The organism is Mycobacterium asiaticum DSM 44297 (genome assembly GCF_000613245.1).
Taxonomy (GTDB): Bacteria; Actinomycetota; Actinomycetes; order Mycobacteriales; family Mycobacteriaceae; genus Mycobacterium; species Mycobacterium asiaticum.
In genome coordinates, this window is record NZ_HG964937.1 from 508,148 (window position 1) to 528,843 (window position 20,696).

At 66.1% G+C, this 20,696-nt stretch carries 16 protein-coding genes and 1 tRNA gene; 13 read left to right on the forward strand and 4 right to left on the reverse strand.

All coding sequences use genetic code 11. The annotated features are described in order from the left end of the window. Nucleotides 1-28: 28 nt before the first annotated feature. On the forward strand, nucleotides 29-226 hold the full coding sequence (locus BN972_RS31195) for a DUF732 domain-containing protein (RefSeq protein ID WP_342342414.1): 198 nt from the start codon (nucleotides 29-31) through the stop codon (nucleotides 224-226). Between the two features lie 20 nt (nucleotides 227-246). On the opposite strand, the gene BN972_RS12895 is transcribed toward BN972_RS31195, so the two are convergent. Next, nucleotides 247-320 (reverse strand) — tRNA-Arg (locus BN972_RS12895). Between the two features lie 188 nt (nucleotides 321-508). Here BN972_RS12895 and lipQ point away from each other — a divergent pair. The 9 genes from lipQ to BN972_RS12940 all read left to right on the forward strand — a co-directional run bounded on the left by lipQ (nucleotide 509) and on the right by BN972_RS12940 (nucleotide 16,043). After that, a complete protein-coding gene (gene lipQ / locus BN972_RS12900) occupies nucleotides 509-1,765 on the forward strand; it encodes an esterase LipQ (protein WP_036358372.1) in 1,257 nt (418 codons plus the stop codon). 228 nt (nucleotides 1,766-1,993) lie between these two features. Then, nucleotides 1,994-3,493, forward strand: coding sequence for a WS/DGAT/MGAT family O-acyltransferase (locus BN972_RS12905; protein ID WP_036358375.1), 1,500 nt, complete (start codon nucleotides 1,994-1,996; stop codon nucleotides 3,491-3,493). After that, nucleotides 3,490-5,334 carry an HAD-IB family hydrolase/lysophospholipid acyltransferase family protein gene (locus BN972_RS12910; protein WP_036358378.1) on the forward strand — a complete coding sequence of 615 codons (1,845 nt, stop codon included), beginning with the start codon at nucleotides 3,490-3,492 and terminating at the stop codon, nucleotides 5,332-5,334. Before BN972_RS12905 ends, BN972_RS12910 begins: the two co-directional genes overlap by 4 nt. A gap of 8 nt (nucleotides 5,335-5,342) precedes the next feature. Further along, complete coding sequence (locus BN972_RS12915; RefSeq protein ID WP_036358381.1) at nucleotides 5,343-7,718, forward strand: glycerol-3-phosphate 1-O-acyltransferase; 2,376 nt, start codon at nucleotides 5,343-5,345, stop codon at nucleotides 7,716-7,718. A gap of 145 nt (nucleotides 7,719-7,863) precedes the next feature. Then, complete coding sequence (locus tag BN972_RS12920) at nucleotides 7,864-8,343, forward strand: single-stranded DNA-binding protein (protein ID WP_036358384.1); 480 nt, start codon at nucleotides 7,864-7,866, stop codon at nucleotides 8,341-8,343. A gap of 67 nt (nucleotides 8,344-8,410) precedes the next feature. Continuing rightward, nucleotides 8,411-10,087: an energy-dependent translational throttle protein EttA gene (gene ettA, locus BN972_RS12925; protein WP_036358387.1), complete on the forward strand. Its 1,677-nt coding sequence runs from the start codon at nucleotides 8,411-8,413 to the stop codon at nucleotides 10,085-10,087. Nucleotides 10,088-10,141: 54 nt separating this feature from the next. Beyond that, on the forward strand, nucleotides 10,142-14,980 hold the full coding sequence (locus BN972_RS12930; protein WP_036358390.1) for an NAD-glutamate dehydrogenase: 4,839 nt from the start codon (nucleotides 10,142-10,144) through the stop codon (nucleotides 14,978-14,980). Beyond that, entirely contained in the window at nucleotides 14,977-15,390 is a 414-nt protein-coding gene (locus tag BN972_RS12935; protein WP_036358392.1) for an acyl-CoA thioesterase, read from the forward strand. The genes BN972_RS12930 and BN972_RS12935 overlap by 4 nt, the downstream gene beginning before the upstream one ends. After that, nucleotides 15,378-16,043 (forward strand): hypothetical protein, encoded by a 666-nt coding sequence (locus tag BN972_RS12940; RefSeq protein ID WP_036358395.1) that lies wholly within the window; start codon nucleotides 15,378-15,380, stop codon nucleotides 16,041-16,043. Before BN972_RS12935 ends, BN972_RS12940 begins: the two co-directional genes overlap by 13 nt. 53 nt (nucleotides 16,044-16,096) lie before the next feature. On the opposite strand, the gene BN972_RS12945 is transcribed toward BN972_RS12940, so the two are convergent. From BN972_RS12945 to BN972_RS12955, 3 genes are all read right to left on the reverse strand, one after another. After that, complete coding sequence (locus BN972_RS12945) at nucleotides 16,097-17,113, reverse strand: FAD/NAD(P)-binding protein (RefSeq protein ID WP_051545632.1); 1,017 nt, start codon at nucleotides 17,111-17,113, stop codon at nucleotides 16,097-16,099. A gap of 64 nt (nucleotides 17,114-17,177) precedes the next feature. Beyond that, nucleotides 17,178-18,755 (reverse strand): glycoside hydrolase family 13 protein, encoded by a 1,578-nt coding sequence (locus tag BN972_RS12950; RefSeq protein ID WP_080696831.1) that lies wholly within the window; start codon nucleotides 18,753-18,755, stop codon nucleotides 17,178-17,180. Further along, complete coding sequence (locus BN972_RS12955) at nucleotides 18,755-19,150, reverse strand: globin (protein ID WP_036358405.1); 396 nt, start codon at nucleotides 19,148-19,150, stop codon at nucleotides 18,755-18,757. Before BN972_RS12955 ends, BN972_RS12950 begins: the two co-directional genes overlap by 1 nt. Before the next feature lie 139 nt (nucleotides 19,151-19,289). Here BN972_RS12955 and BN972_RS12960 point away from each other — a divergent pair, with 139 nt between their 5' ends. The 3 genes from BN972_RS12960 to BN972_RS12970 all read left to right on the forward strand — a co-directional run bounded on the left by BN972_RS12960 (nucleotide 19,290) and on the right by BN972_RS12970 (nucleotide 20,688). Beyond that, the gene (locus BN972_RS12960; RefSeq protein ID WP_036358408.1) at nucleotides 19,290-19,937 is read left to right on the forward strand and encodes an HNH endonuclease; all 648 of its coding nucleotides are present in this window, start codon (nucleotides 19,290-19,292) and stop codon (nucleotides 19,935-19,937) included. A 69-nt stretch (nucleotides 19,938-20,006) separates the two neighbouring features. Then, nucleotides 20,007-20,234, forward strand: a complete 228-nt coding sequence (gene ctaJ, locus BN972_RS12965) for an aa3-type cytochrome oxidase subunit CtaJ (protein WP_036358412.1) — start codon at nucleotides 20,007-20,009, stop codon at nucleotides 20,232-20,234. Next, nucleotides 20,221-20,688 carry a DUF5130 domain-containing protein gene (locus BN972_RS12970; protein ID WP_036358415.1) on the forward strand — a complete coding sequence of 156 codons (468 nt, stop codon included), beginning with the start codon at nucleotides 20,221-20,223 and terminating at the stop codon, nucleotides 20,686-20,688. The genes ctaJ and BN972_RS12970 overlap by 14 nt, the downstream gene beginning before the upstream one ends. Nucleotides 20,689-20,696 lie beyond the last annotated feature (8 nt).

Sequence of the window (20,696 nt, forward strand, 5' to 3'; positions counted from 1 at the left end):
GCGGCGCTGATTGGTCGGCCGTCAAGCGGTGTCCCCGAGCAGAAGGGGCGCATCCAAGGTATGTGGCTTTGTTTCTCGGGGCGCGTCGAGGTTGCAGCTCAGCAACGACATCCGGGACAACAATCCCGGGCTCACCAGCAGCGGGGCCGCGCAGTCCGCGACGATATCGGCAAAGTCGTACTGCTCAGTTCGAATCAGTAGAAACAGGCTTCTCAGGGATCACTGAGGCAAAACGCACCCCACCCGCGCCCCCGGCACGACTCGAACGTGCGACCTAGGGATTAGAAGGCCCTTGCTCTATCCACCTGAGCTACGGAGGCAATGTGCAGGTCAGTCTATCCAACGGCCGGATCGATAGCCGCGACCGCAACAACACACGCCCGAAAGATGTTTGGGAGGACCATTTACGGGTTATTGTGTGAGCCTCGACACACGTACAACATCGGCCGGCAATCGGCCGTTAACCGCAACGAGGCGTGTGCCTGACGTCGAGGGGTGGAACCTAGTTATGTGCTTGTCCAGTGTGACTGCGCGTTGCTCGCGGGTCGGTGCTGAGGCGCTACGGCAGGGTGCTCAGATGGCGGCTGAAGCCAAGGACACCTATCGGGCCGGGGCTCTGCTGCTGCGCGGATCGCCATTCGCCGCCGGGTGGATTGCCGGCTGGCTGGCTACGGAATTCCCTCCGCACGTCGTCACGGGGCACGCGCTGTGCCGGATCGCTCCACCGTCGATCAATCGGGTCGGCACCACCTGGGCGGCGCAGCGTGCCGATCTGGCGCTCACCGCAGCACTGGAGGAGTCTTTCGGGTCGAGCTTCCGCGAGCAGGTCTACCACCCGACCACCGACCCCTCCGTCATTCGCCGTGGTCGGCTGCCGCGGCCCATGCCGGGCCCGCACCGCCGCTACGCGGCCAAGACCTCGAACATCTCCTACGGACCAGGTGGCACCGAGCACCTGCTCGACATCTGGCGCCGTCCCGACCTGGCCCCCGGTCACCGGGCGCCGGTCCTCATCCAGGTCCCCGGCGGCGCGTGGAGCGTCAACGGGAAGCGACCGCAGGCGTACACGCTGATGAGCCGGATGGTCGAACTCGGCTGGATCTGCGTGTCGATCAACTACAGCAAGAGCCCGCGGGCGAAGTTCCCGGCCCACATCATCGACGTGAAACGTGCCATCGCCTGGGTCCGGGAGAACATCGGGGACTACGGCGGCGACTCGGACTTCATCGCGATCACCGGGGGATCAGCGGGTGGGCACCTGGCGTCGCTGGCGGCGCTCACTCCCAACGACCCGAGGTTCCAGCCGGGCTTCGAGCGCGCCGACACCACAGTCCAGGCGGTCGCGCCGTACTACGGGGTCTATGACTTCACCGACCTCGAGAATATGCACGAGTTGATGCTGCCGTTCCTCGAGCAGTTCGTGATGAAGGCCCGCTACGACCATCACCCGGAGCGCTTCATCGAGGCGTCGCCCGTTTCCTACGTGCACAGCGAGGCCCCGCCCTTCTTTGTGTTGCACGGCGAGAAGGACGAATTGGTCCCCAGCGGCCAGGCCCGCGCGTTCTGCAAGGCTCTGCGCGACGCCGGAGCGTCGACGGTCGCCTACGCCGAGCTGGCCAACGCCCACCATGCGTTCGACATCACCCCGACGGTCCGCTCCCGACTGGCCGCCGACGCCGTCGCCGACTTCCTGGGCGTCGTGTACGGGCGGCGGGAAAGCTCGTTGCTCGACTCGTTGGCACTGTCGGCAACCCCGGCCAGCTGAACCGCCGGATCCCGCCCGGGCGTTGCCGCAGCAACATCTTTGGGCCACAGCGTGTCTCGCGACTGCGCGGTTGCCGTCAAGGGTGATGAGCGCATCCTCACTTTCACCGCCGCCGGAACCGGACTAGCGTTGGGTTTGCATTTTGGTGCGGGGCCCGATAGCAGGAGGATTGATCAGCGGTGAGAGGGTTGAGGTGCCGAGAAACCCGGCTCGCGAGGGGTCTCGGCAATGACTGAATCCAAGGCTGAATCCAGGGCTGAATCCAGCGGTGCCGTTAAGTTGCCCGACGAGCTCGGACCGGTCGATTATTTGATGCACCGGGGCGAGGCCAATCCACGGACCCGCTCGGGAATCATGGCGCTGGAAATCCTCGACACCACACCGGATTGGGAACGTTTCCGAAACCGATTCGAGAACGCCTCCCGAAAGGTGTTGCGGCTACGGCAGAAGGTCGTGGTGCCGACGTTGCCGACGGCGGCTCCGCGTTGGGTGGTGGATCCCGACTTCAACCTCGATTTCCACGTACGACGGCTCCACGTCAGCGGATCCGGCACCCTGCGCGAGGTCTTCGACCTGGCCGAGGTGATGCTGCAATCGCCGTTGGACATTTCGCGGCCGCTGTGGACGGCCACCCTGGTGGAGGGATTGCCCGACGGCAAGGCGGCGACGCTGCTGCACCTCAGCCATGCGGTCACCGATGGTGTCGGCGGGGTTGAGATGTTTGCCGAGATCTACGATTTGGAGCGCGATCCGGGTCCCAGGCCGGTGCCGCCGCAACCCATCCCGCAGGATCTAACTCCCAATGATCTGATGCGACAGGGCCTCAACCACCTGCCGATCGCGTTGGTCGGCGGCGCGCTCGGCGCGCTGACCGGTGCGGTATCGGTGGCCGGACGCGCGGTGCTGGACCCGGTGTCCACCGTCTCGGGCATCGTCGGCTACGCGATGTCGGGCGCGCGGGTGATGAATCGGGCCGCGGAGCCATCGCCATTGCTGCGCCGGCGCAGCCTGACCACCCGCACCGAAGCGATCGACATCCGGCTGTCTGACCTGCACAAGGCCGCGAAAGCCGGCGGCGGGTCCATCAACGATGCGTACCTCGCCGGGCTGTGCGGCGCCTTGCGGCGCTACCACGAGGCCCTCGGCGTGCCGATCAGCACGCTGCCCATGGCGGTCCCGGTCAACCTGCGGTCAGACGGTGACGCTGCCGGCGGGAATCAGTTCACCGGCGTCAATCTGGCCGCTCCGGTGGGCACCGTCGACCCGGTAGCCCGGATGAAGAAAATCCGGGCGCAAATGACACAGCGTCGTGACGAACCGGCGATGAACATCGTCGGCTCCATCGCGCCGGTGCTCAGCGTGCTGCCGACGGCGGTGCTCGAAGGTCTCAGCGGTTCGGTGATCGGTTCTGACGTACAGGCCAGCAATGTCCCGGTATACCCGGGAGATACCTTCATCGCCGGCGCGAAAGTGCTGCGGCAGTATGGTATTGGGCCGCTGCCTGGCGTCGCCATGATGGTCGTGCTGATCTCCCGCGGCGGATGGTGCACGATCACCGTGCGTTACGACCGGGCTTCGGTGCGAAAGGACGAGCTCTTCGCGCAATGCCTGCTCGAGGCTTTCAACGAAATCCTCGCGCTGGCCGGTGATCCGCCACCCCACGCGGTGGCCGCCTCGTTCGAGGCCCAGCCGTCGGATGCGGCCGCTCGATCGGTGTCGGGCTCATGAGCGCCGACGAGAAGGACCAGGCAACGCGTCAGCCCGCCAAGGATCTGCGGTTGCCCGGTTCGGTGGCCGAGATCATGGCCAGCCCACCGGGTCCCAAGGTCGGCGCGTTCTTCGACCTGGACGGGACGCTGGTAGCGGGCTTTACCGCGGTCATCCTGACCCAGGAGCGGCTGCGCCGCCGCGACATGGGCGTCGGGGAACTGCTCAGCATGATCACCGGCGCGCTGAACCACACCCTGGGGCGGATCGAGTTCGAGGACCTCATCGGCAAAGCGTCCATGGCACTGGCCGGAAGGTTGCTCACCGATCTGGACGAGATCGGTGAGCGGCTGTTCAACCAGCGGATCGAATCCCGGATCTACCCGGAGATGCGGGAGTTGGTGCGCGCGCACGTTGCTCGCGGACACACGGTGGTACTGAGTTCCTCAGCGTTGACCATTCAGGTCAACCCGGTGGCCCGCTTCCTGGGCATCACCAACACGCTCACCAACAAGTTCGAAGTCAACGAAGACGGGTTCCTCACCGGCGGCGTGGTCAAGCCGATCCTGTGGGGACCGGGCAAAGCCGCTGCGGTGCAACAGTTTGCCGCCGAGCACGACATCGACTTGAAGGAAAGTTACTTCTACGCCGACGGCGACGAGGACGTCGCCCTGATGTATCTGGTCGGCAATCCGCGGCCCACCAACCCCGAGGGCAAGATGGCGGCCGTCGCCCGGCGGCGGGGATGGCCGATTTTGAAGTTCGAGAGCCGTGGTGGCGTCGGCCTGCGGCGGCAGATTCGCACCCTGGCGGGTTTCAGTTCCATGTTCCCGGTCGCAGCGGGCGCGGTGGGGCTGGGGCTGCTCACCCGCAACCGACGGCGCGGCGTCAACTTCTTCACGTCCAACTTCTCGGCGCTGCTGTTGGCCACCTGCGGTGTGCACCTCAACGTCATCGGACGGGAGAACCTCACCGCGCAACGTCCCGCAGTCTTTATCTTCAATCACCGCAACCAGGTTGACCCGATCATCTCCGGCGCATTGGTGAAAGACAACTGGGTCGGGGTGGGCAAGAAGGAGCTGGAGCGCGACCCCATCATGGGCACCATGGGCAAGTTGCTCGACGGGGTGTTCATCGACCGCGACGACCCGAACTCCGCCGTGGAGACGTTGCACCAGGTGGAAGAGCGCGCCAGGAACGGGCTGTCCATCGTGATCGCCCCGGAGGGCACCCGGTTGGACACGACGGAGGTCGGGCCGTTCAAGAAGGGGCCGTTCCGCATCGCGATGGCGGTCGGAATTCCCATCGTGCCCATCGTGATTCGCAATGCCGAGATCATCGCGTCCCGCAACTCCACCACGTTGAACCCGGGCACGGTCGACGTCGCGGTGTTCCCACCGATCCCGGTGGAGGATTGGACTCTGGACACGTTGCCGGACCGCATCGCCGAGATCCGGGTGCTCTACCTGGACACGTTGGCGGATTGGCCGGTCGACGAGTTGCCCGAAGTCGCCTTGTACAACACGAAACCCGTGAAGAAGGCAGCCGCAAAGAAGGCGCCCGCAAAGAAGGCGGCCGCAAAGAAGGCGCCGGCCAAGAAGGCCGCCGCGAAGAAAGCCCCGGCCAAAAAGGCTCCGGCCAAGAAGGCCGCCGCGAAGAAGGCGGCTGCGAAAAAGACTGCGCCGAAGAAGGCCGGCAAGATCACCCCACGGACGACGCCCAACAAGACCCCGCACGAATCCAGTGTCGACTTGAAAGACGATGTCCACCTTGAGGATGACGTCGTGCACAGCAACGGTGAGGCGCAACAGTCCAGTACGAACCAGGCCGACGCCGTCGACCCGTCGACCCCTAAGCCCTGAGGACGGCCGTGACCCAGCCGGCCGCCGACACCAGCGCAGTCCTGACCGCCGAAGATGCGCTCGTGCTTGCGTCGATGGACACTCCTGCGGAGATGCAACTGGTCATGGAGTGGCTGCGTCAGCACCGTGCTCGGCATCCCGAGGTCAAGTTCGACGTGTTCAAGCTGCCGCCGGAGGATGCGCCACCGGGCAGTCTGACCGCGCTCGTCGAGGAATTCGAATCCGGCAGCGACCGGTCGGTCGTGCCGGTGCGGGTGTTCTGGCTGCCGGCGGCCGACCGGGGCAGAGCGGCCAAGCTGTCCGCACTGCTTCCGGGCCGGGATCCCTACCATCCCAACCAACGTCAGCAACGCCGCATTCTGCGCACCGAACCGTGGCGCGCCCGGGTGGTGGCTGGCGAATCCGCCAAGGTGTCCGAGCTTCGCCAGCAGTGGCGTGACACTACCGTCGGTGAAAACACCTCGGACTTCGCACAATTCGTCAGTCGCCGGGCGCTGCTGGCGTTGGCCCGTGCGGAATACCGGATCCTGGGGCCGCAATACAAGTCTCCTCGCCTGGTCAAGCCGGAGATGTTGGCCTCGACGCGCTTTCGTGCCGGCCTCGAAGCGATCCCCGGCGCCACCGTCGAGGAAGCCGGCAAGATGCTCGACGAATTGGCGACCGGCTGGAGCCAGGCGTCGGTGGACGTCATCTCGGTGCTCGGCCGGTTGCTGAGCCGCGGTTTTGATCCTGAGTTCGACTACGACGAGTATCAGGTTGCCGCTATGCGCGCCGCCCTGGAAGCGCACCCGGCCGTGCTGCTGTTCTCGCACCGGTCCTACATTGACGGCGCCGTTGTGCCGGTGGCGATGCAGGACAACCGGTTACCGCCGGTGCACATGTTCGGCGGGATCAACCTGTCCTTCGGTGTGATGGGACCGCTGATGCGTCGCTCCGGGACGATCTTCATTCGGCGCAACATCGGCGACAACCCGCTGTACAAGTACGTGCTCAAGGAGTACGTGGGCTACATCGTCGAGAAGCGGTTCAACCTGAGCTGGTCCATCGAAGGTACCCGGTCGCGGACCGGAAAGATGTTGCCCCCCAAGCTCGGTCTGATGAGCTATGTCGCCGACGCCTATCTGGATGGCCGCAGTGACGACATTCTGTTGCAGGGCGTGTCGATCTGCTTCGACCAGTTGCACGAGATCGCCGAGTATGCCGCGTACGCCCAGGGCGCCGAGAAGACGCCCGAAGGTTTCAGCTGGCTCTACAACTTCATCAAGGCCCAGGGTGAACGCAACTACGGCAAGATCTATGTCCGCTTCCCCGAAGCGGTTTCGATGCGCCAGTACCTCGGCCCGCCCAACGGTCCGCTGGCCCGCGATGAAGCGGCCAAACGGCTTGCGCTGCAGAAGATGTCGTTCGAGGTGGCGTGGCGGATTCTGCAGTCCACCCCGGTGACGGCGACCGGCCTGGTATCCGCACTGCTGCTGACCACTAGGGGACTGGCGCTCACTCTGGATCAGCTGCACCACACGTTGCAGGAGTCGCTGGACTACCTCGACCGCAAACAGACCCCCGTGTCCACCAGTGCATTGCGGCTGCGCTCGCGCGAGGGTGTGGGTGCGGCGGTGGACGCATTGTCCAACGGCCACCCGATAACTCGAGTCGACAGCGGCCGGGAGCCGGTGTGGTACATCGCCCCGGAAGACGAACACGCAGCGGCGTTCTACCGGAACTCGGTGATCCACGCATTCCTGGAGACCTCGATCGTCGAGCTGGCCCTGGCGCACGCCCGGCATGCCGCCGGTGACCGGGTCGAGGCGTTCTGGGCGCAGGCGATGCGGCTGCGCGACCTGCTGAAGTTCGATTTTTACTTCGCAGACTCGGCGGCGTTCCGGGACAACATCGCCCGGGAGATGGCGTGGCACCAGGATTGGGAAGCCCACGTGGCGGCCGGGGGCGATGAGATCGAAAAGATCCTGTACGCCAAGCGGCCGTTGATCTCCGAAGCGATGCTGCGGGTGTTCTTCGAGGCCTACGAGATCGTCGCCGACGTGCTGCGCGACGCGCCGCCCGACATCGGTCCGAAGGAGTTGACCAACCTGGCGCTCGGGGTGGGTCGTCAGTATGTCGCGCAGGGACGGGTGCGCAGCAGTGAGTCGGTGTCGACGCTGTTGTTCGCCACCGCCCGCCAGGTCGTGACCGATCAGGACCTGATCGCGCCCGCGCCGGACCTGTTCGAGCGCCGCACCGCCTTCCGGCGCGAATTGCGCGACATCCTGGGTGACTTCACCTACGTGGGTCAGATCGCCCGAAATCGATTCGTCGAGCGGGAGGTCGAAGCACGCCGGCAGCGGCTGCACCCACAGCGTGAGTCGGGCAGCGCCACGCCCGCCTGACCGCCAATTCATCCACAGTCGCGGCCTTGTCCACAGGTTCGCCCCGGCCTCGGTGCTGCGCGGCCCGGTTCGTCGGTGGCCGCGGGCTGAATGGGCTCAACACCAAGCACGACGAAGCAACTTCGCGGAAGGAAACTGAGCCCACATGTTCGAGACACCGTTCACCATCGTCGGTCACATCGTCACCGATCCCCAGCGCCGGCAAGTCGGCAATGAGGAGCTGATCAAATTCCGGGTGGCGAGCAATTCCCGCCGTCGCACCAGCGAAGGCGGCTGGGAGCCGGGCAACTCGCTGTTCGTCACCGTCAACTGCTGGGGCCGGCTGGTCACCGGCGTGGGGGCGGCACTGGGCAAGGGCGCACCGGTGATCGCCTACGGCCACCTCTACACCAGCGAGTACGAGGATCGCGACGGCAATCCCCGTTCGTCGACCGAAATGCGGGCGATCGCGGTGGGGCCGGACCTGGCGCGCACCATCGCCCGCATCGAAAAGCAGCGTTACACCGGTCCTGCTCCCGAAGCGGCTCCCACCGCCGAGGCAGGCACCGATGTCGGCGGCAGCAACCACCCCGGCCAGGCCGGAGACCCTGCCGCAGGACCCGGTGCGTTGCCACTGTCGGCCTAGCGTTTCCTGGCGGTGCATAGGATGGGCCGCGGATATTTCCGAAACATCAGAAAGGCAACACCGCGGCATGGCTGAGTTCATCTACACGATGAAGAAGGTCCGCAAGGCGCATGGCGACAAGGTGATTCTCGACGACGTGACGTTGAGCTTCTACCCGGGCGCCAAGATCGGCGTCGTCGGCCCCAACGGGGCCGGAAAGTCGAGCGTCTTGCGGATCATGGCCGGACTGGACAAGCCGAACAACGGTGACGCCTTCCTGGCCAACGACGCGACCGTCGGCATCCTGCTTCAGGAGCCGCCGCTGAACGAGGAAAAGACCGTCCGCGGCAACGTCGAGGAGGGTTTGGGCGAGATCAAGGTCAAGCTCGACCGCTTCAACGAAGTCGCCGAGCTGATGGCCACCGACTACTCCGACGAGTTGATGGAGGAGATGGGCCGCCTGCAGGAGGACCTGGACCACGCCGACGCGTGGGACCTGGACTCTCAGCTCGAGCAGGCCATGGACGCCCTGCGTTGCCCGCCGCCGGACGAGCCGGTGACCAACCTCTCCGGCGGTGAACGGCGCCGGGTCGCGCTCTGCAAGCTGCTGCTGTCCAAGCCCGACTTGCTTCTGCTCGACGAGCCGACCAACCACCTGGATGCGGAAAGCGTGCAGTGGCTAGAGCAGCACCTGGCCAGTTACGCCGGCGCGATCCTGGCGGTCACCCACGACCGCTATTTCCTGGACAACGTGGCCGAATGGATCCTCGAGCTCGACCGCGGACGCGCCTATCCCTACGAAGGCAACTACTCGACCTACCTGGAGAAAAAGGCCGAGCGGATCGCGGTTCAGGGTCGCAAGGACGCCAAACTGCAGAAGCGCCTGCAAGAAGAGTTGGCGTGGGTCCGCTCCGGCGCCAAGGCCCGACAGGCCAAGAGCAAGGCCCGCTTGCAGCGCTACGAGGAGATGGCCGCCGAGGCGGAGAAGACGCGCAAGCTCGACTTCGAGGAGATCCAGATCCCGGTCGGACCTCGTCTGGGCTCGGTGGTGGTCGAGGTCGACCATCTCGACAAGGGCTTCGAGGGCCGCACCTTGATCAAGGATCTGTCCTTCACCCTGCCTCGCAACGGCATCGTGGGCGTGATCGGGCCCAACGGTGTCGGCAAGACCACGCTGTTCAAGACCATCGTCGGGTTGGAGGAGCCGGACAGCGGCACCGTAAAGGTCGGCGAGACCGTCAAGCTCAGCTACGTCGACCAGACCCGCGCCGGCATTGACCCGAAGAAGACGGTGTGGCAGGTGGTTTCCGACGGCCTGGACTACATCGAGGTCGGGCAGACCGAGGTGCCGTCGCGCGCGTATGTGTCGGCGTTCGGGTTCAAGGGGCCCGACCAGCAGAAACCTGCGGGCGTGCTGTCCGGTGGCGAGCGCAACAGGCTGAACCTGGCCCTGACCCTCAAGCAGGGCGGAAACCTGATTCTGCTCGACGAACCGACCAACGACCTGGACGTCGAGACGCTGAGCTCGCTGGAAAACGCGCTGGTGAATTTCCCGGGCTGCGCCGTGGTGATCTCCCACGACCGCTGGTTTCTCGACCGGACCTGCACGCACATCCTCGCGTGGGAGGGTGACGCCGACAACGAGGCCAAATGGTTCTGGTTCGAGGGCAACTTCGGTGCGTACGAGGAGAACAAGGTGGAGCGGTTGGGCGCCGACGCGGCGCGTCCGCACCGCGTGACCCACCGCAAGCTGACACGGGACTAGTGTCAGGTCCGGCACTAGCCCAGCGGTACCCGTCGCGAGTGGGGAGCAATCGGCATGACGATCGATCCCGGAGCAAGAGATGACGTCGCGGCGTGGAGCACCTTCACGCAGCGATCCGGAATACCGGACTGGGTATCGAAGGCGTACATCGACAGCTATCGCGGATCGCACGACCGCGAACCGGGTTCGCCGGATCCCGCCTCAGCACTGGTAACGCCCGCGATCGTAGATGCTCACCGCCGGCTCGCCGAGCACCGGCCGGCCGGTGAGAGCTCCGTGGCGGTGTACCCGGCCGACGACCCCGGCGGGTTCGGGCCAGCGCTTCAAGTGGTCACCGACCAGGGCAGCATGCTGATGGATTCGGTCACCGTGCTGCTGCACCGGCTTGGCCTGTCCTACACGGCGATCCTCACGCCGGTTTTCGAGGTCCGCCGCGATTCCGCGGGCGAGATACAGCGGGTCGAGCCGAAGTCCGATGATTCCTCGCCCTACGCCGGCGAGGCCTGGATCCACGTTCAGCTGTCCCCTGCGGTGGACAGCAAGGTGCTCGCGGAGGCGGAACGGCTGTTGCCCAAGGTGCTGGCGGACGTGCAGCGCGTCGCCACCGACGCGTCGGCGTTGATCGCCACCTTGAGTGAGGTCGCCGCCGACGTCGAGAACGACCCCGAGGGCCATTACCAGGCACCCGACCGGCAGGATGTGGCGGCGCTGCTGCGCTGGTTGAACGACGGCAATTTCCTGCTGCTGGGTTATCAGCGCACCGAAGTGCAAGACGGCTTGGTCGTTGGTGACGGGTCGAGCGGCCTGGGTGTGCTGCGGGCGCGGTCCGGTACCCGGCCCCGGCTCACGGACGAGTCCAAACTGCTCGTGTTGGCTCAGGCGGCGGTGGGCAGCTATTTGCGCTACGGCGCCTACCCGTACGCCATCGCCGTGCGCGAATACGCCGACGGCGCTCAAGGCGGCGCCGGCACGGTCTACGAGCACCGCTTCGTCGGCTTGTTCACAGTCGCCGCGATGAACGCCGACGTGTTGGAGATCCCGACCATCTCGCACCGGGTTCGCGACGCGTTGACGCTGGCCGGCAGCGACCCCAGCCACCCGGGCCAGCTGCTGCTCGACGTCATCCAGACCGTCCCGCGACCGGAGCTGTTCACCCTCAGCGCCGAGCGGCTGCTGACAATGGCCAAGGCCGTTGTCGATATGGGATCCCAGCGGCGCGCGCTGCTGTTCCTGCGCGCCGACCGGCTCCAGTTCTTCGTCTCCTGCCTGGTGTATCTGCCGCGCGACCGCTACACCACCGCGGTGCGCTTGCAGATCGAGGACATCCTGGTCCGCGAGTTCGGCGGGACGAGGTTGGAGTTCACCGCGCGGGTCAGCGAATCCCCTTGGGCGTTAATGCATTTCATGGTTCGGCTGCCCACCGACGATCCGAATCCGCGGCCCGTCGACGTGTCGGAGGCGAACCGCACCCGTATCCAGGCGCTGCTCAGCGAGGCCGCCCGGACCTGGGGTGACCGCCTCGCCGCCGCAGCGCCGACGGATTCGGTCACCCATGCCGATGCCGAGCACTATGCGAGCGCCTTCTCCGAGGCCTACAAGCAGGTGGTCACCCCCGCCGAAGCCATCGACGACATCGCCGTCATCAAGGAGCTCAGCGACGACTCGGTCAAGCTGGTGTTCTCCGACCGTGACGAGCAGGGCGTCGCGCAGCTGACCTGGTTCCTGGGCGGCCGCACCGCCTCGCTCAGCCAGTTGCTGCCGATGCTGCAGAGCATGGGCGTCGTGGTGCTCGAAGAGCGCCCGTTCACCGTCACCCGGCCCGACGGGCTGCTGGTCTGGATCTACCAGTTCAAGATCGTGCCGCATCCGACCATCCCGTTGGCGGCATCGGACGCAGAGCGCGAGGCGGGTGCGCAACGATTCGCCGAAGCCGTCACCGCCATCTGGCAAGGCCGCGTGGAGATCGACCGGTTCAACGAACTGGTGATGCGCGCCGGGCTGACCTGGCAGCAGGTGGTGCTGCTGCGCGCCTACGCGAAATACCTGCGACAGGCCAACTTTCCCTATTCCCAGTCCTACATCGAGACGGTGCTCAACGATCACCCCTCCACGGCACGGTCACTGATCGCCTTGTTCGAAGCCCTTTTCGACCCCAGCTCCGCCGGCAGCGGCCGCGATGCGCAAGTCGCGGCGGCCGCGGTCGCCGCGGACATCGACGCGTTGGTGAGCCTGGACACCGACCGCATCCTGCGGGCGTTCGCCTCGCTGGTCCAGGCGACGCTGCGCACCAATTACTTTGTCACCCGCCCTGATTCGGCTCGCAGCCGAAATGTGCTCTCGGTCAAGCTGAACGCGCAACTCATTGACGAACTGCCGCTGCCACGGCCCAAATTCGAAATCTTCATCTATTCGCCCCGCGTCGAAGGCGTACACCTGCGGTTCGGCCCGGTCGCTCGCGGTGGACTGCGCTGGTCTGACCGCCGCGACGACTTTCGCACCGAGATTCTGGGCCTGGTCAAGGCCCAGGCGGTCAAGAACGCCGTCATCGTCCCGGTCGGTGCCAAGGGCGGCTTCGTCGTGAAGCGTCCGCCCCTGCCGACCGGCGATCCCGCCGACGACCGCGACGCCAGCCGCGCCGAGGGCGTCGCCTGCTATCAGCTGTTCATCTCCGGACTGCTCGACGTCACCGACAACGTCGACCACGCCACCAAGGCCGTCCATCCGCCGCCCGGGGTGGTGCGCCGCGACGGCGACGACGCCTACCTGGTGGTGGCGGCGGACAAGGGCACCGCCACCTTCTCCGATATCGCCAACGACGTTGCGAAGTCCTATGGGTTCTGGCTCGGCGATGCGTTCGCGTCCGGGGGGTCGGTCGGCTACGACCACAAGGCCATGGGTATCACCGCGAAAGGCGCCTGGGAGGCGGTCAAGCGCCACTTCCGCGAGATCGGCGTGGACACCCAGACCGAGGACTTCACCGTCGTCGGCGTCGGTGACATGAGCGGCGACGTATTCGGCAACGGCATGCTGTTGAGCAAACACATCCGGCTGATCGCCGCGTTCGACCACCGGCACATCTTTCTCGACCCCGACCCCGACGCGGCCTCGTCATGGTTGGAACGCAAGCGGATGTTCGACCTGCCGCGGTCCAGCTGGGACGACTACGAAAAGTCGCTGATCAGCGCTGGCGGCGGGGTGTACAGCCGCGAACAGAAGGCCATTCCGATCAGCCCGCAGGTCCGCGAAGCCCTCGGCATCGACGGCGACGTGCAGGAAATGGCCCCGCCCAACCTGATTCGCGCGATTCTTCAGGCGCCGGTCGACCTGCTGTTCAACGGCGGCATCGGCACCTACATCAAGGCCGAGGCCGAATCGGATGCCGATGTCGGCGACCGCGCCAACGACCCGGTGCGCGTCAACGCAAGCCAGGTGCGCGCGAAAGTCATCGGTGAAGGCGGCAACCTCGGCGTGACCGCCCTGGGCCGAGTGGAATTCGACCTGTCCGGCGGGCGGATCAACACCGACGCGCTCGACAACTCCGCCGGTGTCGACTGCTCCGACCACGAGGTCAACATCAAGATCCTGATCGACTCGCTGGTCACCGCGGGCAAGGTCAAGGCCGAGGAACGCAAGCAGCTGCTCGAGTCGATGACCGACGAGGTCGCCACTCTGGTACTCACCGACAACGAGGACCAGAACGACCTGATGGGCACCAGCCGCGCCAACGCGGCCAGCCTGCTTCCGGTGCACGCCGACCAGATCAAGTACCTCGTCGCCGAGCGCGGTGTCAACCGGGAACTCGAAGCCCTGCCGTCAGAGAAGGAGATCGTCCGGCGCACCGAGGCCGGGATCGGCCTCACGTCGCCCGAATTGGCGACGTTGATGGCTCACGTCAAGCTTGGCCTCAAAGAGGAATTGCTGAAAACCGAACTGCCCGACCAGGACGTCTTCGCATCGCGCCTGCCCTATTACTTCCCCACGCCGCTGCGGGAACGGTTCACCCCAGAGATCCGGGGACACCAGCTGCGCCGCGAAATCGTCACGACCATGCTGGTCAACGACATGGTGGACACCGCGGGCATCAGCTACGCCTACCGGATCGCCGAGGACGTCGGCGTCACACCGATCGACGCCGTGCGCACCTACGCGGCCACCAACGCCATCTTCGGCGTCGGACACACCTGGCGGCGCATCCGCGCGGCCAATCTGCCGGTCGCCCTGTCCGACCGGTTGACCCTGGACACCCGCCGGCTGATCGACCGCGCCGGTCGCTGGCTGCTCAACTACCGCCCTCAACCACTGGCCGTCGGCGCCGAGATCAACCGCTTCGCCGCGAAAGTCAAGGCGCTGACCCCACACATGTCGGAGTGGCTGCGCGGCGACGACAAGGCCATCGTCGAGAAGGAGGCCGCGGAGTTCACCGCGCAGGGCGCCCCGCCGGATCTGGCCTACCGGGTCGCCGCCGGACTGTACCGCTACAGCCTGCTCGACATCATCGACATCGCCGACATCACCGAAATCGAGACGGCCGAGGTCGCTGACACTTATTTCGCGCTGATGGACCGGCTGGGCACCGACTCGCTGCTCACCGCGGTGTCCGAACTGCCGCGCAACGACCGCTGGCACTCCTTGGCGCGCTTGGCCATTCGCGACGACATCTACGCCTCGCTGCGGTCGTTGTGCTTCGACGTGCTCGCGGTGGGCGAGCCCGACGAGAGCGGCGAGCAGAAGATCGCCGAGTGGGAACACATCAGCGCCTCCCGGGTGGAGCGGGCACGCCGCACCCTCGACGAAATCCGGGAGAGCGGCGCGACGGATCTCGCGACCCTGTCGGTGGCGGCGCGGCAAATCCGGCGCATGACGCGAACCAGCGGTCGAGGTTCGTCGGGGTGAGCATCGGATACGTCGCAGCGGTGCCGGTGCGCTGGTCGGACATCGACATGTACCAGCACGTCAACCACGCCACCATGGTCACGATCCTGGAAGAGTCGCGGGTGCCGTTCCTCAGCGAGCCCTTCGGCGCCGACATCACCACGATCGGCCTGCTGATCGCCGACGTGCGGGTGACCTACAAAGACCAACTGCGGCTGGCCGATTCGCCGCTGCAGGTGACCATCTGGACCAAGCGGCTGCGGGCCGTCGACTTCACCCTGGGTTACGAAGTGCGATCGGTGAACGCCGACCCGGAGTCCAAGCCCGCCGTCATCGCCGAGTCGCAGCTGGCCGCCGTGCACATCAAGGAGCAACGGCTCGTGAGACTGTCGCCGCATCACCGGGAGTACCTGCAGCGGTGGATTCGGTAGCGGAGCGCGGGCTGTGGTTGCCCGACGACGCCCACCGCGCAGATCTGGCCAAGTTCGTCGATCACGCGTTGCGCCTCGACGACGCCGCGGTCATCCGGCTCCGCGCCCGCGCGACGGGACTCGTGACGGCTTGGTTGGCAACGGGTTTCGATGTGCTGGCCAGTCGCGTGGTGGCCGGGACGGTGCGCCCCGACGACATGTCGGTCGGTGCCGACGGATTGGCGCGCGGGCTTTCGGCTGCCCCGGCCGCCGACGGCTATGTCGATCCCGGTTTCGCGATGGATTCGGCGTGGCGGGGCGCACTGCCGCCGGATACGGGGTTCACTCACCTCGACGACGTACCGGCGAAGGCGATCCTGGAGCTGTCCCAGAGCGGTGCCCAATTGGCCCGCGAGCACGGCAGCGCCCACGGGCCGCCGGTCTCGCTGCTGGACCAGGAAGTCATCGAGGTCAGCTCGGGCGACACTGCGGTTGGATTGCCGATGCGCTGCGTATTCGCCTTGACGGCAATGGGTTTCCTGCCGCCATCGGCTGACGCAATCGGCGACGAGGAAGTGATCCGGGTGCGGGTGCTGCCGTCCTGGCTGCGCATCGACGCTCGGTTCGGGTCGGTGTACCGACGGCGGGGACCTGCGTCGCTGGTGCTGCGCTGAACCTCGGTCCACACCGCCCGGGCTTTGAATCAGCGCGAGTTTTTCGCGGCGCCTCAGGTGCCGTAGACCGTCCACAACGGCAGCACGCAGTTGAGGTAGTCCATGAATTTCTTCAAGCCAACCCGGTACTGCCCGTAGCCGTATGGGTCTTCGGCGTATTCATGGAAAGCGATGCCCAATCCGAACAACCCGGGCGCGATTATCCCGTTCTGCTGGTTGTACTCCAACGGCCCCCACTGCGGTGTTGCCGGCAGTTCCCGGCGATCGAAGCCGACGGTGTAAACGACGCGATCGCACTCGCGCAGTTTCTCTTCGAACTCGGGACTGGACACCCAATACCGTTCCAGCCGGTCCGGGTACACCCCGTCGATATTCTCCCGGGCCCACTCGGCCGCCCGACCTTTGAGGCCGGTGTCATCGAACAGGATCCAATCATCTAGGTACACCGCATATTTGAGTGGACTGCGGTAGAAGTTGATCACCTTCTTGACCGGATGGCGCAACAGGTGAGGCAGCGCGATCATCGACGAGTGCGAGGAGCCGAAGACGGCGACGGTCGCTCCTTCGAGCGGCTCGGCGGCGAGCTTTTCCGGGTCGAGTGCCACCTCGACCGGTATCTCGTCCAACTGCGGATAGTTCAGTTTCCTGGGCACCGCACCGACGGCCAGAATCACATTGGCGGCAATGACGGTCTCACGCTCGGTCTCGATGCGCCAGCACCTGTTCTCCAGGTAAAGCGCGTTCGCCGTGGTCTGGAAGGTCTGCACCCGCTCACGCAGATGATCGGTGATCCACAACAACGGGTCGGCCACCAGCGCCAGCGCGCACGTCTCGGCCGGGTCGACCTCGCGCAGCGGCAGCGGTGGCGCCTCGGAGAATCGAAATGCCTTGGCGCCGTTGAGATATTCCAGGAACGTGCCGGCAATGGTGTTGCTGGATACCGACCGCCACTTGGCGCCGAGATCGCCCGCACCAAAGGCCGGGTCGATCCAGGCGAGCCTTTCCTGGGGGATGCCCTGGTCCAGCAGGCGCCCGACCGCGGCGATTCCCGCGGGTCCCGCTCCGATCACTGCCCACGCGTAGGAAGTCATGCATCACCTATAGAGCAGCGGGCGGCCGAAAGCGAGCGAGTGGCTACCCGAGCCATGCCGCGCTGTCCGCCGGCAACCGGCCGTCCACCAACGGCGCGCTGCTCAACAACAGCTCACCCGGCGGCAGCGCGACCGGCTGTTCACCGGCGTTCAGCACGCAGACCAGGCCACCGCCGCGGCGCCGGAAGATCAGCACCCCGGTCGGCGAGGACAGCCAGTCGATCTCGGTTCCGTCGAATTCGGCTCGCGCCCTGCGCAATCGAATGACCTCGCGAAAAAACGCCAGCGCCGACCCGGTGTCGGCACGCTGCTTTTCGACGGTCAACGCTGCCCAGGTGGCCGGCATCGGCAGCCAGGTGTCGGGGTTCGTGGAGAAACCGAACGGGGGAGCGTCGCCCGACCATGGCATCGGAACCCGGCACTTGTCTCGGCCGCGCTCGGTGTGCCCGGAGCGTTCCCACGTCGGGTCCTGCAACACCTCGTCGGGCAGATCCACGTCCGGCAGACCCAGTTCCGAACCGTTGTAGATGAACACCGCGCCGGGCAACGCGAGCATCAGCATGACCATCGCTTTCGCCCGGGCCAGGCCGACGTCGCCGCCACCGTATCGGGTCACCTCGCGGCCCACATCGTGGTTGGACAGCGTCCAGGTCGGGGTGGCGTTCTCGAGCGCCGCGGCCTCCAGTGAATTCTGCACCGCGGCATGAATCTCGGTCGCGTCGAAGTCGGTGCGGGTGAGCCGGAAGTTGAAGCCGAGATGCAGTTCGTCGGGCCGGACGTATTCCGCCCACTGCGCATTGTCGTGGACCCACACCTCGCCGACGGTGACCGCGTCGGGGTAATCGTTCATGACGGTGCGGATGTCGCGGTGGATGGCGTGCACGTGCGGTCGGTTGAAGCGGGGGTCTTCGTCGCTGTGTCGCAGGATCTCGACGGCGGCATCCGGCGCGTCCGGCAGGCCCGCCGGCTTGGCCATCCCGTGCGCCACGTCGATGCGGAACCCGTCCACACCGCGTTCCAGCCAGAACCGCAGCGTCTTCTCGAAGTCGTCGAAAATCTCCGGGTTGTCCCAGTTGAGGTCCGGCTGCTCGGTGTCGAACAAGTGCAGGTACCACTGCCCGGGATTGCCGTCCGGCTCGATCACCCGCGTCCAGGCCGGGCCGCCGAACACCGACTCCCAGTTGTTCGGCGGCAGCAGACCATCCGGGCCGCGCCCGTCGCGGAAGAAATACCGATCGCGCGAGTCGGTACCCGGGCCGGCGGCCAGCGCGGCCTGGAACCACGGGTGTTGGGAGCTGGTGTGGTTGGGCACCACGTCCATGGTGACCTTGATGTCCCGGGCGTGGGCCGCGGCGATCAGCCGCTCGAAGGCGGCCATCCCACCGAACAACGGGTCGATGTCCCTGGGGTCGGCGACGTCGTAGCCGTGGTCGGCCATCGGCGAGACGGTGACGGGGTTGACCCAGATCGCGTCCGCGCCGAGCCACACCAGATGATCCAGCCGGTCGGCGAGCCCGTCGAGGTCGCCGACGCCGTCACCGTTGCTGTCGGCGAACGAGCGCGGATACACCTGGTAGAAAACCGCGGACTGCCACCACGGCTGTGCTGGCTGATCAGCCATCAGAACGCCGAGTTGACGAGGGAGTGCGCGGCCATCTCCAAATACTGGAGCAGTTGCCGCCGGTGCTCGTCATCGAGGGTTTGCGAGTCAATGGAACCAACGGCGGTGTACATGCATCGCAGCCAGGCGTCGCGTTCGAGCGCAGTGATCCGGAACGGCACGTGCCGCATTCGCAGCCGGGGGTGTCCGCGCTGCTCAGAGTAGGTTCGCGGACCGCCCCAGTATTGCTCGAGGAACATCCGCAACCGCTCTTCGGCGCCGCTGAGGTCCTCTTCGGGGTACAGCGGACGCAGGATTTCGTCCTCGGCAACCTGCTCGTAGAAGCGCGAGACGATCGCGTCGAAGGTCTTGGCGCCGCCGATGGCGTCGTAAAAGGTTTCTGTTGTTTGATCCATCGCTCTCCATTGTGAGGCATGTGGGTCACTCGCGACCGTGGCTGCAACGCTCCGGGTATTCACCCGATCGACACGGCGCCGACCCGGCAATAGGCGTGCGATCTGCAGAAAATCGTGGTGAACTGTCGGCGGAGGATTTATGGCGCAGCGCAACAAACGCCGCAGCCACCGCAGTTCCGGTGCCGCGGCATATGGGACCGGGCCTGCGGCCGCGCCATCTCTCCATAGTGTCGACACCCATCCGCCTTCGCGCACCGACAGCGCGTCGATCTGGAACCGGCGGCGGGTGCTGTTGCTGAACTCCACCTACGAGCCGCTCACCGCGTTGCCGATGCGGCGCGCCATCGTGATGGTGATCTGTGGCAAGGCCGACGTGGTGCACGACGACCCGGCCGGGCTGATCATCCATTCCGCGACCCGCTCGATCGCGGTGCCGTCGGTGATCCAGCTGCGGTCCTACGTTCGGGTGCCCTACCGCGCCCGGGTGCCGATGACGCGGGCGGCGCTGATGCACCGCGACCGGTTCTGCTGTGCCTACTGCGGCGCCAAGGCCGACACCGTCGACCACGTGGTGCCGCGCAGCCGGGGTGGTGACCACTCGTGGGAGAACTGCGTCGCGTGCTGCTCGACGTGCAACCACCGCAAGGGCGACAAACTGCTCAGCGAACTCGGCTGGGCGTTGCGGCGCGCGCCGTTGCCACCGACCGGCCAGCACTGGCGACTGCTGTCGACGGTCAAGGAGCTGGACCCGTCGTGGGCCCGTTACCTCGGTGAGGGCGCGGCCTGATTCACCGATTCCGGGGTCTAGTTGTCCCGGTATCACCCCCGGTGGGATACGGTTTGCGTCGTGAACGCTATGCAGACTCACCTGCTGCTAGTAGGTGTCCCGTTGTTGCTGGTGGTGGTCCTGGGCTTGCTGACATTGACGCGCAAGGGCCCGCATCCCAAGAGCTATAACCTGTCGGAGAAGTGGACACACGGGCCGATTCTGTGGGCCGCCACCGATGAGGCCGTCGGCGGTTCCCACGGTGGCCACGGCGGGTCGGAGTTCACGGTTGGAGGTGGCGCAAGTGGCACGTGGTGAAGTCGCGACGGTAGAGCCCAGCGACCTGCCCAAGGGTTGGGTCCTGACGACGAGCGGACGCATCTCCGGGGTCACCGAGCCCGGTGAGCTTTCGGTGCATTACCCGTTCTCCATCAAAGAGCTTGTCGCCGTGGACGATGCGCTGAAGTATGCGTCGCGTGCGTCCAAGGCGCGGTTCGCCGTCTACCTGGGTGACTTAGGCAGCGACACCGCCGCCCGGGCCCGCGAGATCTTGGCCAAGGTCCCGACCCCCAACAACGCGGTGCTGCTCGCGGTGTCGCCGGACCAGAGCGCTATCGAGGTGGTGTACGGCTCCGAGGTGCGTGGCCGGGGTGCGGAGTCGGCGGCCCCGCTTGGTGTCGCCGCCGCTTCGTCGGCGTTCGAGCAGGGCAACCTGATCGACGGTCTGGTCAGTGCGATCCGAGTGCTCAGCGGGGGCATATCGCCGGCCTGAGCCGGTTC